The sequence below is a fragment of the Pseudomonas sp. MF08875 genome (assembly GCF_059862525.1).
In genome coordinates, this window is record NZ_JCBCUW010000041.1 from 1 (window position 1) to 13588 (window position 13588).

General features: G+C 55.0%; 16 protein-coding genes and 1 pseudogene. 6 read left to right on the forward strand and 11 right to left on the reverse strand.

The window, feature by feature from the left end; genetic code table 11:
* Positions 1–242: 242 nt before the first annotated feature.
* A complete protein-coding gene (locus AC19YT_RS21115; protein ID WP_127882195.1) occupies positions 243–902 on the reverse strand; it encodes a hypothetical protein in 660 nt (219 codons plus the stop codon).
* A 303-nt stretch (positions 903–1205) separates the two neighbouring features.
* Here AC19YT_RS21115 and AC19YT_RS21120 point away from each other — a divergent pair, with 303 nt between their 5' ends.
* Positions 1206–1472 (forward strand): helix-turn-helix domain-containing protein, encoded by a 267-nt coding sequence (locus AC19YT_RS21120; RefSeq protein ID WP_032902013.1) that lies wholly within the window; start codon positions 1206–1208, stop codon positions 1470–1472.
* Between the two features lie 29 nt (positions 1473–1501).
* Here the strand turns inward: AC19YT_RS21120 and AC19YT_RS21125 are convergent.
* Both AC19YT_RS21125 and AC19YT_RS21130 read right to left on the reverse strand, forming a co-directional pair.
* Positions 1502–2469 (reverse strand): annotated as a pseudogene (locus tag AC19YT_RS21125) (DUF932 domain-containing protein).
* 71 nt (positions 2470–2540) lie between these two features.
* A complete protein-coding gene (locus AC19YT_RS21130; protein WP_373345700.1) occupies positions 2541–2870 on the reverse strand; it encodes a hypothetical protein in 330 nt (109 codons plus the stop codon).
* 291 nt (positions 2871–3161) lie between these two features.
* On the opposite strand from AC19YT_RS21130, the gene AC19YT_RS21135 reads away from it, so the two are divergent.
* The 3 genes from AC19YT_RS21135 to AC19YT_RS21145 are packed head-to-tail and all read left to right on the forward strand — an operon-like array spanning position 3162 to position 4189.
* On the forward strand, positions 3162–3593 hold the full coding sequence (locus AC19YT_RS21135; RefSeq protein ID WP_373345701.1) for a hypothetical protein: 432 nt from the start codon (positions 3162–3164) through the stop codon (positions 3591–3593).
* On the forward strand, positions 3594–3815 hold the full coding sequence (locus tag AC19YT_RS21140; RefSeq protein WP_373345702.1) for a hypothetical protein: 222 nt from the start codon (positions 3594–3596) through the stop codon (positions 3813–3815).
* Positions 3816–3835: 20 nt separating this feature from the next.
* Entirely contained in the window at positions 3836–4189 is a 354-nt protein-coding gene (locus tag AC19YT_RS21145) for a Cap15 family cyclic dinucleotide receptor domain-containing protein (protein WP_498182179.1), read from the forward strand.
* A gap of 253 nt (positions 4190–4442) precedes the next feature.
* On the opposite strand, the gene mobH is transcribed toward AC19YT_RS21145, so the two are convergent.
* Entirely contained in the window at positions 4443–6164 is a 1722-nt protein-coding gene (mobH, locus tag AC19YT_RS21150; protein WP_500610927.1) for a MobH family relaxase, read from the reverse strand.
* Between the two features lie 223 nt (positions 6165–6387).
* On the opposite strand from mobH, the gene AC19YT_RS21155 reads away from it, so the two are divergent.
* Positions 6388–6585, forward strand: coding sequence for a DUF7740 domain-containing protein (locus AC19YT_RS21155; RefSeq protein ID WP_007901093.1), 198 nt, complete (start codon positions 6388–6390; stop codon positions 6583–6585).
* 132 nt (positions 6586–6717) lie between these two features.
* Here AC19YT_RS21155 and AC19YT_RS21160 read toward each other — a convergent pair whose 3' ends face one another.
* The gene (locus AC19YT_RS21160) at positions 6718–7677 is read right to left on the reverse strand and encodes an ArdC family protein (RefSeq protein WP_500610928.1); all 960 of its coding nucleotides are present in this window, start codon (positions 7675–7677) and stop codon (positions 6718–6720) included.
* 123 nt (positions 7678–7800) lie between these two features.
* On the reverse strand, positions 7801–8130 hold the full coding sequence (locus AC19YT_RS21165; RefSeq protein ID WP_373345705.1) for a hypothetical protein: 330 nt from the start codon (positions 8128–8130) through the stop codon (positions 7801–7803).
* A 455-nt stretch (positions 8131–8585) separates the two neighbouring features.
* Here AC19YT_RS21165 and AC19YT_RS21170 point away from each other — a divergent pair, with 455 nt between their 5' ends.
* Positions 8586–8951: a DUF3742 family protein gene (locus tag AC19YT_RS21170; RefSeq protein WP_373345706.1), complete on the forward strand. Its 366-nt coding sequence runs from the start codon at positions 8586–8588 to the stop codon at positions 8949–8951.
* 8 nt (positions 8952–8959) lie between these two features.
* On the opposite strand, the gene AC19YT_RS21175 is transcribed toward AC19YT_RS21170, so the two are convergent.
* The 5 genes from AC19YT_RS21175 to AC19YT_RS21195 all read right to left on the reverse strand — a co-directional run bounded on the left by AC19YT_RS21175 (position 8960) and on the right by AC19YT_RS21195 (position 13547).
* Complete coding sequence (locus AC19YT_RS21175; protein WP_373345707.1) at positions 8960–10516, reverse strand: conjugal transfer protein TraG N-terminal domain-containing protein; 1557 nt, start codon at positions 10514–10516, stop codon at positions 8960–8962.
* A gap of 10 nt (positions 10517–10526) precedes the next feature.
* Entirely contained in the window at positions 10527–10835 is a 309-nt protein-coding gene (locus tag AC19YT_RS21180; protein WP_373345708.1) for a hypothetical protein, read from the reverse strand.
* Positions 10836–10838: 3 nt separating this feature from the next.
* The gene (locus AC19YT_RS21185; RefSeq protein WP_373345709.1) at positions 10839–12221 is read right to left on the reverse strand and encodes an integrating conjugative element protein; all 1383 of its coding nucleotides are present in this window, start codon (positions 12219–12221) and stop codon (positions 10839–10841) included.
* On the reverse strand, positions 12218–13174 hold the full coding sequence (locus AC19YT_RS21190; protein ID WP_500610929.1) for a TIGR03756 family integrating conjugative element protein: 957 nt from the start codon (positions 13172–13174) through the stop codon (positions 12218–12220). The genes AC19YT_RS21185 and AC19YT_RS21190 overlap by 4 nt, the downstream gene beginning before the upstream one ends.
* A gap of 118 nt (positions 13175–13292) precedes the next feature.
* Positions 13293–13547 (reverse strand): helix-turn-helix domain-containing protein, encoded by a 255-nt coding sequence (locus AC19YT_RS21195; protein ID WP_373345711.1) that lies wholly within the window; start codon positions 13545–13547, stop codon positions 13293–13295.
* Positions 13548–13588 lie beyond the last annotated feature (41 nt).

Consider the following 13588-nt stretch of genomic DNA (forward strand, 5'->3'; position numbering starts at 1 on the left):
AGATATCTGCAACCAGATCCCAGGCTGCGTCGGGGAGTTCATACCGCTTTGCCATCTTGGCCTCCTGGCTTTAATGGCGGTGTATTTTACAGAAAATCGTATTTCTTGGGTTTACGTACAGAGCCTAGGCCGCGAGTTCCAGCACAGCGCTGCAGGGCGCGTTGTTTGATGACAGCGCCATGGCCCAACCAGAGTGAGTACATTTGATACTCAGACTCTTGGCGAGCCAGCGGGAATAGGCGTTACTTTTTCCAGAGTGCGTACCCTGGGTTCAAACCAATTACGTCCTGCTTTGAGTTATAGCAAAACTCCATGGAGCAGTTACTGGTATCAGAAGCCATCGGTACGTAAACCGGTAGTCGATCACGGTTGACCATGTCACTACCACCGTCTATGGTTAGATCGCAGCTATTGCCTTGCGGATCGCACCATATGTCATAGGTGCCGGTAGCTGTAGCCGTTGCTTTAACTGTGGAGGTCGCAGGTGCTCCTACGACGTTGCCTGCTGGAGCGCCTCCGAATAGAGGTCCCGTACCATTTTTGTATGCCCAATCTTTGCCGTCACCGCCCGGATAAATATAAAAATCTTTGAACGCCACATATTTGACATCGCGACCCGTTATCGATTTTCCTCGATAGTTTCGATCGTTATCAATGCACTTGTCTAAAATGCGTATACAAGTAATGATTTCAAAAGAGGGCTCTTGTTGCATGGTGACTTTGCCATAGGCATCTTTATATTGGACGACAATGTCGTCAGGTCGGGTAGTGTCGGTGCATACGTTGTTGTTCGGGCCAGTGCAACTTATAGAGTCGGGAGTTGAATATTGGCTATATAGATCAACAGCGTATGCAGAGGACGTCATCAAAGTAAGCGCAAATATTTTGTACACGATTTTCATGTGATTCCCTTTTCAGATTTAAAAGCGCATAGAAAAAACAAAAGCAAGATGCATGTATCCCTGCTTTTTCTGGAAAGCCGTAACCACCGTTGACGATCCGTAGGGTGTGTACTCGTTGAGCCACTTGGTGACGAGAGGGACGAGCTAGCTCTGCGAGATGGCAATCACGTGGTTAGTTGCTTGCATTCGATCCAATCAAAAAATTGTGTAAGGGTTTTTTCGAATTTTAGCTGTATATGCTCAATCGAGTATAGTGCTTTTGCGCTTCCGAAGGCTTCATCGTTGCTTTTGCGAGCAACAGAAATGAACTCAAAGCAAGCCTTCGGGATGGCAGTGAAAATCCTGAGGAGCAGACATGGTATTGCCCAAGAGCAGCTTGCTCCGAGCCAGAGCTACGTCAGCGATGTTGAACGAGGCTTGAAAAGCCCTTCCGTAGAAAAATTAATTGAGCTTTCTGCCCATCTTGGAGTTCATCCCGCAACTGTGCTTATCAAAAGCCAGTTGCTCCAGGATCCGGAAATGTCCAAGGAAATGCTCCTGTCACAAATATCCCAGGAATTGGAAGGTTAGGATAAGCGTGCAGCCGGTTGCCCGCCGCTTTATGCCACCAATAGAAGTGCGGATTTGAGGGCTTTCTGCTTGAGCGCTGCTCCTTGGCCGAACCAAGCGGAGTCGACCCGATACTCACTGCTCTTGGACCGTCGCTCGTGATCCGTATACTTGGTTACAGCATTGAGTAATCCCCAGGCGGTACCTTGAGCTGATTCTAATGTCGATCCTCGTCCTGACCTTCATGTAGGCTCTGCACCTTGCGTAGCGCCCGTTCATTGGGAAGGACTGGCGGTAGCGGACTATCAGTGCTGGTGTCACGCAGTACGTTCGTGAAGAAGCCCATTGCTTCACGCCACTGAACCTTTCGCTCGGATAAATTTTTCATTTGGTACATGAACTCGTCCCATTGAGAGACAGCAATACCCAACTGCTTTTTCACTGCTTGCGGATCGAAGCGGGTGTTGTGGGGCACCTTGATCGCGCGGGTGGTGCCGTCCAGGGCGATGGTCAGCATGTTATTGCAGACCACCTGTACCATGGTCGGGGTCGCTGTGGTGGCCAGGGTGCCGTCACAGGAGGTGGCAAGCAGCAGGTAGCCGTTTACCTGGTCGTTACCACGGAGCGTCGTGCCTTGCCCAGTACGGGCCAGCGCCCAGAACTTGCGACCGCCTTTGAGCACTCCAGCGGTTTCCAGTTCGTAGCCCGAGACTTCAGTCAGATCCCGGTAGAACTCCAGCACTTCACGTGGCTGCACCACCTGGTAGCGCTGAGAAACCACCGACAGAGGGGCCTTGGTGTCGGAGCGATACAGCACCTTCTGCTCAGGGAAGGTATGAATTGAGCCCAGGTGCCCGATGGCGTCAGACTTAAAATGGACCGGGCTTTCCTGAATCTGCCAGTCCATACCCGCTTCACGCTGCCAGACTTCGAGCGGTTGTTTGGGGGAGAGGCGACTGCCCAGACCATGCCAGGGCGTGGCACCAACGTAAGCCATTTGTTCAACGAGATGAGCCATGGAAATGATTCCTTGCGAATGAAGGGAAAAGCGCGTCGTTTCATTAACCAACGACGCCTGTTCACAACGACTTAACGGTTGACGCTGAAGCTGTAGCCACACGCCAGGCACTGATAGTTGAGAAGGATTTTTTCATCGATCTGCTCGCCCAGCGTGGCCCCGGCAATGCCACCTGCGACCCCACCGAACAGACCACCCAAAATCGCCCCGGCGATGCTGCCGATAGCGATTCCCGCCGGCCCGCCGACTACTCCCAGCACCGCGCCAGCCTCCGCTCCCGTTAGTGCTCCAGCGACCCCACTGGCCGCACCGCCCGCTGCACCAATCAAACCACCTGCTTGCTTACCAACATTTTTAGTAACCACTCGTCCTGAATTGCAGCTCGGGCACGGGGTGTACATAAATGATTCCTCTCTGTTTGCTGAGTCCACGTATCACGCAGAAATGCTGAATGACGCGCTCATCGCTGAGCGTTCATCTAGGTGATATAGGTCTGAGATTTTTTTGAATGAGGCTTGCCAAAACAACATCCCAGGGAGGGACGTTGTAGGCGGAATCTGAATGTGAGGTTTGGCGTTAAGGGCAGCTATTTTTGCTATTAATAGCTGGAATAGTACTGGCTAAGGGGAGATACATTCTATTTTGAGGCGCGAGACAGAATTGCTTTCAAAGTGGCATATGAGTAGGGTCTTATGTTGGAGCAATTAATTGACTTGCTTAAAAGGGTAGTGGCGTTCTCCGGGCAAGATTTCTCAGGTCTTGGTGTCATAGTTCAGGAAAACGACGCCAATCTTCCTGTGTTTCCACTGCGCGTCGACCCGATAATTCCAGATCAGGCTGACACAGCAGAGGTTTTGGCCGAAATTTCCCATTCACACAATGATCTACACGACGGTTTTCATTTGTTAACTACCGATCTATTGCTTTCAGGCGTTGCGCAGTACTTTTCTCCCCCAATCGTTGAGGGGGTCGAATTGAAACGTGAGCGCCGTTTTGGGGGGAGGTATCTTGCTGCGCTGTTTGGCTCTGTATTACCAGGAGTGAAAATGATTGGGATTGCTACGCCTACATTGGGTATAGCAATTTTTGAAAACGGTCGCGAAATCCATTTTGAGGAGCTGTAAATGTTTTCTACGTTATCCCCGCTGAAAGCTATGGTGCTCGTTGGAAAACTTTATGCTGCTTTCGTAACACTGATAGTCTTTATCATGTTTGTATGTGGTGTAGAAGCTTCCCTGCAGGCGGCTTTTAGGGTTGTGTTTGGTGGTGCTTTGCTGTTGGAAGGACTTTTGTTTTTGACTGCGAATTTTTTTGGAAAAAAATTTGGGCCCGATACCCAGTACTGAATGAATGGCTATTTCCTGATCTGAATGGCCAGTGGAAAATGGAAATAAAATGGACGCGAAATGGGGAAGAGGGTGCTGTTGAGGCTGAAGCTAGCATTAAGCAGAGCTTGTTTGGCATTAGCATGGAGGTCCATTCTGAAGGCTCGGACTCGGAAACTCTTGTTGTAAAAACTATTAAGGATATTAACTCCTCTAGGCCGATGCTTTATTATTTTTATAGGGTAATACCAAAGAATACTGGTACCGATTCGGTAGGCCCCTATGAAGGTGCTTCTATATTGAAACTTTATGGTCATGAGGGGGGTGTTCTTAGAGGTAACTATTTTACCAGTCAAAATAGCATCGGTCATTTTGAGCTTGCGCGGTTAAGTTAAAATTTCTGTGTCCGGTTCGCGAAATAAGCTCGGGGAGTTGGTGTTCATTAAATTTTCGAGTGCTCCTTGCCTGCAAGGCACATTGATATTGGCGCAACTCTCGGTCTGAGTGACCGCTCAGCTCCACCGGTACGAAAGTATGCGAGATGCAAAGGATTGATCGCTAACTGAACACCTAGGTTTGCTATAGCAGAAATGCGGTCTCAATGTCCTTTTCTAGCTACAATCGGCAGGCTTTGCGATATATGGGTGTTCATTCTGGGTCAAGCATGAGAAAAGGATTATCGGGAGGGACTGTTCCGAAGAGCAGCTCTGTTTTTCCTAATAGATAACCTTTGAGTTTTGCCCTCTTGCGGGGGCCTTGGATCTGGCAGGTCCATATGTTTAGACCATTCTCACGCTTTTTGTGAACCTTCAGTTTTTCAAAGTGTTTCTGCACCCAACGCCATTCTTCAACTTCTTGATCGGCCCCCTGTGAGATACCAGGAAACTCCTGCGCGTAACGTTGGAAGAGACCAGGTGTGACCAGAAATACGCTGCCACACACTGTGTGGATTTTAGCCTTGCTGTCATTGATGATCAGCTTGTGATTGTGGATGCCTTCTCTGACCCAATTTAAGAATGCCTGGCCAGGGTCATCCGAAGGGCGTGTTGAGACTTCGAGAGCGCTTGCTGACGGTGCATCATGGGTTTTGGGTTCTGCCAACTCGAACATATCCAGCAGCGTGCCGAGGTAGTCGGCATCCTCCAGCGCCATGGGATCTTCCAGCGATTGGTTTTGATGCGATTCTGTTCCGCTTGTCTTGGGGGGCGGTGCAGGTGCCGGAGCGTCAGTCGGGTGGTCATCGGCTGCCACGCTCACCGTTCCGCTGAAAGCGTCAGGCCGATCTTCATTCCCCCAAATCAACGCCGGTTGAAGGCGCAGAAAGGTAAAGCTCTGCTGCCAGTTTCCCTGGGCGACTAATGCAGTCCAGATGGCTTTGCCTTCGGGGGTCGACTCGACCAGTCCGTGTGATTGCAGCTCGTCGAACACAGCAAGGTTGGAGGAGGGAATGCCCTCAATCGCTTGCGACAGTAGATAGGCCCGCAGCTTGTCCGTGACCGTCTTGCTGACCAGCCAGAGTGCGTCCTGGGTCAGCCATCCCGCGGCACCCGGCTGGTTGAGTTTCAGTTCGTGCTGAACCAGATGACGCAGTCCGCTGATCAAGTGATGTTGCAGCGAATGAATCGGCGCTTGCAGCGCCTTGCTCGGGTTACCACCGATGTTCTGTGCGGTGGAAACACGGTCGGCCTGCATCACCAACTCACCGAGCACGCCGGCACGTTCGTACTGGCCCGCCAGGACATACAGCAGACTGGCCCACAGTGGCGGAAATCCACTGAGCCAATCGAGGATTGGGCGGTCGAGAATTTGGGTGTAGAGCAAGCCTGCGGCGCCGTGCAGGTGGTAGTCACGACCCTTGATGTAACGAAAACGGTAGGGCTGATCCAGGGAGCCCTGCCAAGGATGCCAAACACGGCCATCCTGGCGTTCGACCAGCAGGTCCACGGCGATCTTGCCGATGTCATGCAGCAGGGCACCATAAGCGATTCCAGCCGACCAGGCATCGGTCTGGGCGGCTTGGTCTTCGGGCGCAGCGCCGGTGGGGAGTAGATACGACTGACGCAGTTTCAAACTGCAAGCGACCAGCTCCAGGCCATGGTCGAGCATGCCACCGAGATACGCATGGTGGTGCGTCTCGCTGGCCGGGAGTTGCTGGACCTGTTCGGCGTAGCGATGGATCGGATTTAAATAGAGCTGGGTGAATTGGACGTGGGAGAGCGCGGTGTATTGCCAGATGCGATCGAGCAACTGACGGCGGTGTTCCGCAGCTAACAAGCTGTGGGCCGACTCGATGGACAGGTAACCTTCGGCGACGTTGACGGTCGGTGGCGGAGGAGGCTTCTGCCTTTTGTGGCGAAACAGACTGAGCATCAGGACCTCCGGGAAATGGTTGGGTCAGTGGCCTTTTAGCCTTTTCGGATAGCGCTCTTACCCTTGAGTGCCCATTCCCTTCCAACCCTTACCCGTCCTTTTGGCTCGTGTCCCTTTGTGCGGCAATCGGATTATCGATACTGCTACACGTCAGTTTGTTGGGGGGCTGGTATGGAAAAGACAAGAGTCGGTACACTGCGGTGCCTATTTTTTGGGTCTTGCCATGAACCTCACTGACGCCACGCTCGTGCTGCTGCTCGCGGCACGTATCCATGGGACCGACGAAGCCGTCAGGGCCTCGGCGAAGAGCGTGGTCAAGAAGTTGCCGCGCAGTAAACGCGATCTGATCTACAAGGTGATCGACAGCCGGAGTCCGCTTGAACTGGTGGATTTTCTGGCGCAGAACCTGGATGCGGAATGACAGTCTGCGGGTGTGTGCCCATCTCTGATTCTTTGCATCAGAGCCCCGCGGCATGGGGATTTTTCTGGGCGCAGAAAAAAGGGCCCAACTCGCGTTGGGCCCTGCGCAGCGTTTTCAATGGTGAGGTAACGATCAAGCTCCATCGCTCATGCATAACGAGTCATCCATAACCGCCTGCTTCAATTGCTGCTTCAGGTTGAGTACATACTCCGAGGCGCTTCGGGCCTGACCACTGGCGCGAAAGATCGCGCGTTTGTCAGCCTTGAGCAGGCCGAGCCAGGAGTCGATGTAGCCCTCGTGCCGCAGCTCCCCCTGTATACCGGCGTAGGCACATAAAAAAGCAGCGCCCATCTCGGCGATCAACTCCTCAAACGCGTAGCCTGGCGAGCCTAACGGACAGGCTGACGTCACGCCTTCGCGCTGCAACCGAGAGTGATGCCCGGTCCAGTGCTTCAGCTCATGAAGTGCCGTGGCGTAGTACCCGCTTTCATCGTGAAATTGTGCCTTTGTCGGCAGTTGGATGAGATCCCTGATCGGGTGGTAAAAGGCTTCGTCGGCAGGCCGATGAACGATGCGTGCACCTGAACTTAACAGCAGATTTTCCGCGGCACAGTTGGGCTGGAAGGGATCACTCTGTTCCGTCTCGAGCAGGGTGTCATTGAGCATTTCGAGCCCTTCCGTTTGCTCGATGTTGAACAGAAAATGTGTCCTGAGAATGCCGAAGTGAGCGACCTTGGGCTGACCGTTTTCATCGAGTACGGGTTGGCCTGACTCGGTCTGTTCCTCGCGCTCCATCGGCTTGTAGAGCACAGCCAGAGTGCTGTGCTCACCCTTACGGATGTGCCCACCGGCCTTTTTAGCTTGGTTGAAGGTCAGCCAACGATCTTGAGTGAACCCCTGCAACCTGGCCTCGGCCCAGAGCAGCGGTAAATTGATGCCCGAATACGGACGTCGCGTGATGGCATTGATGGGGTAGGGTTGGTGGCCGATGTAAGCGGAGCCACTTGAGGACCAGGGTTTGATCCAGGGAGCAACGCCTTGGTCTAACGCGGTAACGATCTTGTCAGTTACGTCTTGGTAGATATCGCGCATGGCAATTTCCTCGAGAGAAAAACGGAGGAACGCCTTGCCCGTCGGGGGAGGGTTCCCCGGTTGGGTGATGGGTTGGATTGATGCGTGCCGTCCGAATGTGGAGGTGGGCGCCGCCCATTGCGCTTAGCGCTGGTGTTCTCCTGCAAGCGCTATCAGTAAGGCGCCAGGCTGACCCGGTTCTTGGAGTAGGCTGAGACTCAATTGCAGCAACGGGTCGTGGTCGAAGTGATCGGTTCGTTCAATGTGGACTACTTCGAACAGCACGTAAGGCTTGTGTGGATAGGCCAGATGGGCTTCGAAGGCTGCGCGCAATACGTGGCTCAACCGATCGACCTGCAGCTTCTCAGTGCGATCGGATTGCTCGAGCAGTACTGCGCGTTGCCACGCGCCAGGGGTGAACACGATGGGCAACCGAAGGGTGTTCAGTGTTTCCGGTGTAAGTGAGTCGGGCATGGTATGTCTCCGTTGAAAACGCGAAGAAACCTGCCCCGTGCGGGGAAAGATTTCCCCACAGTTGGTTGAAGAAAATCAAGAGGGCTTACCTCACGAGCCGCGCTCGGAAGGCGCTCAGAAGAGCAGTAGGCGTTCATCACCGTAGAAACGGTCACCGTGCGAGCCACCGAACGCTAATCGCACTTGGGGGGAACCATCACCGAAGTGATGTAGCCTTGAAGGTTCTGGCTACCTGGGAAAGTGCTGTTGATAACAGCGATCCGTACCTTGTAATTAACCGGACGATTTGTATGAGTCAATGACTGTAGAGACGCTGTTTCACGGGTTTTGTATTCTGGCTTCTAATGAAGATTTTTCGGCCGGAAAAACTGATAAGCGGTCAGGCCCGGGCCGTTTTCAGTAGTAGGCTGTTACTCTTGTCTCAACCATGAAAACGCTCAGAAGAGGGCGAGACCATGCCGATTCAGCAACCTGTTCAGAGTTCACGTGCCCACCGCTGGGCGTACGTCTGTGGTATGCCGGTGAAGCGTGGTTACCGTAGGTTGAAAACGTTTGAATCCCGCGTGGTTGAGCGTGCGGAGACGGTAGGTATGCCCGCAGGTAAATTTCTTGTTCGCGGGAGTTTTCTGGCTGCCAAGTTGGCTCTGCTCGGAGCATTTCTTTTTGTTAGCTTCTGGTTGTTTGTGCTGATGTGCACAATCGTCGTATTAGGAGCTATCCCAGTTCAAGATTCAGACACTCCAGGTATTGATGATCCCGATGATCCAATGCATAGAACGTCTTGGCCTGAGCGGTACGATAAATGGGGTTCTCTAAAGTAGCCTCTTTGTTATTTTGAACTCGATTTACCCGAAACAATTCTTGCACCGCTCATCAACTGAGAGGTTCCGTTAGAACTCGCTGTCTGTGTTGCGTGGGTTCCCCTGCTGAGCATTCCTTCTACGCCTGAACCTACGCTATATCCGGCCCAACTCATGGTGGCTAGAAAAACCATCGGCAGCACGATGAACATCGCCCCCATCACGTACTCGATCACCTGCGCGGTGACAGTCCCATCCATAAACCCGGATGTGGGCAGCGACAACAGCACTTGATTGGAAGCCGAAACTTGGTTGTACAAGGTGTCGAGCATGCTGGAGTCGACCCAGCGTGCTAACTCCCACCAGAAGCTCAGCATGTGCAGCGTGAACAGCGCGAACGTCACCGTCATGACGGTCTTCAGCTGGTAGGTACTGACCAGCAGGATCAGCGGCAAGCTGATGATGACGCCCATGATGAGGAAGGCCTGCACCATTGGCAGAGCGGCGCGTAGCGCATTCATCGCCGGGAAGTTGCTGAATGAGCCGAGGGCCAAGCCGGTGTTGGTGGCCAGGTTATTGAGCCCCTGATTGATCGAGCCGCCACGAGCGCTGGAGCCATAGTCCTGGTACACCTGTCCAGGTGACATGGACATCGATTGCTGGCGCGGGCTGACCAGTTCGCGCAGCGTGGCATCCTCGATCTCGTTGCTCGAACGGCCAGCTAACCAACCTTTCAGCTGAGTCAGCAGTGAGGGATCAACCTGCTTAATCAAGCGCTCGCGCAACCCAAAACCGCTATCACTCCACCACTGCTTGCAGGTGGGGTAGCCCGCGCCATTCTCCAGCCGAGGTAAGGACACATCGCGGCTGTCGTCATACGGCCAGCTGACTCGCGGTGTGCGGGATCGATCCGCATCGTAGTAGCCCGGTGTATCGAGAAAATAGCTTGAGCCGATCCAGGACGCGTTGCGACTTTGTACCTTGTCCAACTGCGGACGGTTGGTGAACAACCGAGAGCGGGAGTAGCCATAGCAGTCGCGGGTGAAGTCGGCGACTTCCTGCAGCAGTACCTGACTGTCGATACGCGAGCTATCGATCTCCATGCGCATCTGCCGGATATCCGGTGCGCAGGGGATGGAGGCGGTGGCCGCGGCGGTGACCCCTTTGCTCAAGGCATGCACCAGAAACCACCAGATCGGCACGTTGGCAGAGCGTTCGCCAATGGTATTGAAGGTCGTCCCCCAGGCGGTTTCTGCTGGTTTAGCCACACTGATACCGCAGCGCTGGCTCGCCACATCATCGAACGCCATTGACGTGAGGCTCAACGGAAAGACAGGTGCACAGCCGAACAAGACGACGATGTAGGCCAGCCACAGCCGGTTCTCGATCCGCGGCACCGAGAGCAGTCCCTTGTTGCCTTCATCTGCGCCTTGCTGGCGCGCCGATAGCCATTCTTGCAGGATGATTGCACCAAAGGGCGCGGCGAACAGTCCGGTGTCGGACAGGACGCTCCAGAGCCCGTTGTTGATGATCCAGGCCAGCAGGGAGAGGTAAAACTCCAGGTAGCTGTTGGTGCTCATGAGCATGGTGGTGACCTCACAGTCGGGTGAGTTCGATGCAGGTAAAGAGCACGAGGCCTAATGTCCCGATGCGTTTCATGAGCAGTCGATCCTGTGGTCGATGTCGGTAGCGCCGAAGCAGGTCCCACCAGAGCGCAAATAGGGCGGCGTAGAGCAGGGCGCGCCACCACCGCAGATAAGGTCGTGCGGATTCGAATGCCTGCTGCCAGACTTCGAAACTATCCAGCGCAGCGCGGCCGATCCAGGCGACCAGTGCGGCGGTGAGGACCATCACCGCGGCAATCCCCAGACCTGAAAGCAAAGTGAATAGCGGTGAGCGTTTCATGGCTCACTTGCGCCTAGCGTCAGCATCATTGAGTCGGCCGGGCTCGGGATCACCTTGCTCGACGGTACGCGAAGCATCGGCACCACCCGCATGCCGATCGAGTACTAGACTGGCGGTATTGGTGGCGAGCATCTGCCGAACCTGCAGTTCGGTCTGCAGCAGGCGTATTTCGCGCTCCAGAGCGTCGATGTTTTTCGTCAAGGCGGTTTGAGCCGGCTCGGCTGAAGCGATGTTCGGTTCGTGGCTGCCCGCCAGTAGCGTACGCAGTAGCAGCAGCGCCTTGTCGAGCACGCTGGACAAGGCCGTCTCACTGGCCAGGCGCCGTGCCAATAGATCCTGGTCGGGATCGTCGCGCAGAGCTTCAACCACGCCACGAGTCACCGGTAGCATTGGGCTCGAGGCCTTAGCCAGATTGTCAGGGGTAGGCGGTAGAGAGCCAGACAGCAACCCTTGCAGGGCCTTGAGGCGTTCGCTGTAGGCCTCCTGAATCAGCGGTGTCAATCCGCTACCAGCGGTAGCACGCAGGGTTTCGCAGGTGTCGCAGGTCGCGACTTCGCTCTCGCCCAACACGCGAATGGCCCATTCGGATTCCTCCTGGGGCGAGGTCCAGGTCTGGCAGATAGCCCCACCCAAGCAATCGCTGCTACTGATCGAGGTGCTGTCATCCACTGACCGGTTATGCAGCAGGTTATAGCCCGCGCGCACCACGTCGGAAGTTACCCGAATGGGCGTTTGCCCATCACCACCAGCCTTCGAGCCACCGACCCAGGACACCCCATTGTTGCCGTTATGGGTCTCGGTGTTTTTCACCGCGGCCACCGCATCACCGCCGGTTTGCTCCAAATTGCTCTGCATCTCCTGGTTCTTGGCCAGCGCGCCCCAGCCGGCTTGACCAACCTTGTCCGCCATCTTCTCGGCCATGGCCTGGCAGGTCAGTTTGGAACGATCGAAGTCGATACGCCCCTGCATCACCCCGTTACTCAGCAACTCATAGAGTCCTGGGTTGGCGCGCTGAATGATCAATGCTGGCAGCGACATCACCGCCTGGGTCGCGTTCTGCACGATGCTGCCCATGATCTGCTGGAAACCTTCGGTGGCACCGTTCAGCTGGTTTTGCAGGGTATTGGTGAGGCTCATGTTTCCGCACATCATGTTCGCTCGCCATGACCCGCCGACGCCGAGACCACTGGGTCGATAGAGCGAGCTCGGTGAGCCGACTGCCGAGCCGCCACCGATGGTGTACATCACCCGGTCGTCGAGCACTTCGCCTTGAGTGCCCAGGCGGTAATGGTCCTCGGCGGCGTGGGCATCCGTGGCCATGGCGAGCAATCCGTAGAGCAACAGACTCATCACGCCCAACCATGATCGCGCGCAAAGCGGACTCATGATGCGCCGCCTTCGAAGTCGATGCTGAACAGGAAGGTCTGCCCCTCGCGCTTGCAGCAGCTATAGGGACGCCATAACGACCAGGCGTAGCCGCCATCCGCGCTCTGTAACGGATCGCTGGGGAAGACCGCGCAAGTCGGTTGAACCTGGGGGTAGAGCAATTGCCATTTGTGGGTCGAAGCATCGTTTTCAACGATGGGACCAGGCGGCCAGTAGCCGTCGCGTTTGGCGGGTGTGAGTGGTACATACACATGCGGCTGCCAGTTACGGGTAATTACATCGCCCGCCCGTTGGGCCATCACCGCGGCGGCTTTGAAGTCGTCAGGCTGTACCAGAAAACCCTGACGGGGATAGACGTTGCCCCACATGTTTCCCGAGGCCTGACGACCTATTTCACGGATCCCCGGCATGAGCGACTCAGGGTAAAAACTTTCCGGGATGCCATGGCGCCAAGCCAGCGAGTCGAGGGTGCTCAGGTGGTAGGGCATGAACGCAGTCGCGCCGCTGGCGCAGACGTAGCCGGATTGAGAGGCCAGTTGTGTTGCGGCCCATCCACCGGGGTGACCGATGCCATCAACGTTTTTGAAGCGAGGCAGGTTGTCGCGGCGGGTATTTGGGCTGATCAGGTTGCCGCCACCTTCCGCACCACTGATGGGAGAGGAGAGGGTGGCCATCTCGGTCCAGGGGTTGTTGCCGGTGGTAGCGTAGCTCGAAACCACGAGTTCAGGAATGAAATGACGAACCTTGGTCGAGGTTTTGACCTTGCAGCCAAAGGGCGTGCAGAGGAGCCAGAAACAAATGCCGACGACCCTGTATGCAAGGCAATTTGGCGACAACACTGAGGACGTGATGCTGGCGGTATCCAGCGCCACGCTTGGTCCGCACGCCAGCAGGATGCTCAACGCCAAAGGTCGTAGCTTCTGGGGCGCAATTGACGGGCATACGACAGGCATGATCCAGGCTCTTTGGGCTAATGGCCTGGACAGGTTCAATGACGTAAGAGGGGGTTGTCAGTGATAAATCCGAACGTGGGGTTGTCGGTTTGCAAGGATTTACAGGACGATGAAATGGCTACTCGATGTCCAGCACACGGCGAAGGGCGTCAGACTCGATGAGTAGCTGATCCGCGGTGATCTCGAAAATATTGGCGAGTTTGCATAGGACCAATAGCGACGGGTTGCCTACCCCTCGTTCGATTTGACTGACATAGGTACGATCCACCTCGGCCATGAGCGCCAGCTGCTCTTGAGTAAGGTTCTTCACGCGCCGTATCAAGCGGATGTTCTCCGCCAGTTGCAGGCGAAGCTGTTCGTAGTCTTGAGTCATGCGCGCAAATTGCGCCTTGAGGGACTCTCAATCCACGGGAT

Excerpts from the sequence above, each read along its gene's own strand:
- AC19YT_RS21115 (WP_127882195.1), bottom strand. The coding sequence starts at position 902 with ATGAAAATCGTGTACAAAATATTTGCGCTTACTTTGATGACGTCCTCT.
- AC19YT_RS21120 (WP_032902013.1), top strand. The coding sequence starts at position 1,206 with ATGAACTCAAAGCAAGCCTTCGGGATGGCAGTGAAAATCCTGAGGAGC.
- AC19YT_RS21130 (WP_373345700.1), bottom strand. The coding sequence starts at position 2,870 with ATGTACACCCCGTGCCCGAGCTGCAATTCAGGACGAGTGGTTACTAAA.
- AC19YT_RS21135 (WP_373345701.1), top strand. The coding sequence starts at position 3,162 with ATGTTGGAGCAATTAATTGACTTGCTTAAAAGGGTAGTGGCGTTCTCC.
- AC19YT_RS21140 (WP_373345702.1), top strand. The coding sequence starts at position 3,594 with ATGTTTTCTACGTTATCCCCGCTGAAAGCTATGGTGCTCGTTGGAAAA.
- mobH (WP_500610927.1), bottom strand. The coding sequence starts at position 6,164 with ATGCTCAGTCTGTTTCGCCACAAAAGGCAGAAGCCTCCTCCGCCACCG.
- AC19YT_RS21155 (WP_007901093.1), top strand. The coding sequence starts at position 6,388 with ATGAACCTCACTGACGCCACGCTCGTGCTGCTGCTCGCGGCACGTATC.
- AC19YT_RS21160 (WP_500610928.1), bottom strand. The coding sequence starts at position 7,677 with ATGCGCGATATCTACCAAGACGTAACTGACAAGATCGTTACCGCGTTA.
- AC19YT_RS21165 (WP_373345705.1), bottom strand. The coding sequence starts at position 8,130 with ATGCCCGACTCACTTACACCGGAAACACTGAACACCCTTCGGTTGCCC.
- AC19YT_RS21170 (WP_373345706.1), top strand. The coding sequence starts at position 8,586 with ATGCCGATTCAGCAACCTGTTCAGAGTTCACGTGCCCACCGCTGGGCG.
- AC19YT_RS21175 (WP_373345707.1), bottom strand. The coding sequence starts at position 10,516 with ATGCTCATGAGCACCAACAGCTACCTGGAGTTTTACCTCTCCCTGCTG.
- AC19YT_RS21180 (WP_373345708.1), bottom strand. The coding sequence starts at position 10,835 with ATGAAACGCTCACCGCTATTCACTTTGCTTTCAGGTCTGGGGATTGCC.
- AC19YT_RS21185 (WP_373345709.1), bottom strand. The coding sequence starts at position 12,221 with ATGAGTCCGCTTTGCGCGCGATCATGGTTGGGCGTGATGAGTCTGTTG.
- AC19YT_RS21190 (WP_500610929.1), bottom strand. The coding sequence starts at position 13,174 with ATGCCTGTCGTATGCCCGTCAATTGCGCCCCAGAAGCTACGACCTTTG.
- AC19YT_RS21195 (WP_373345711.1), bottom strand. The coding sequence starts at position 13,547 with ATGACTCAAGACTACGAACAGCTTCGCCTGCAACTGGCGGAGAACATC.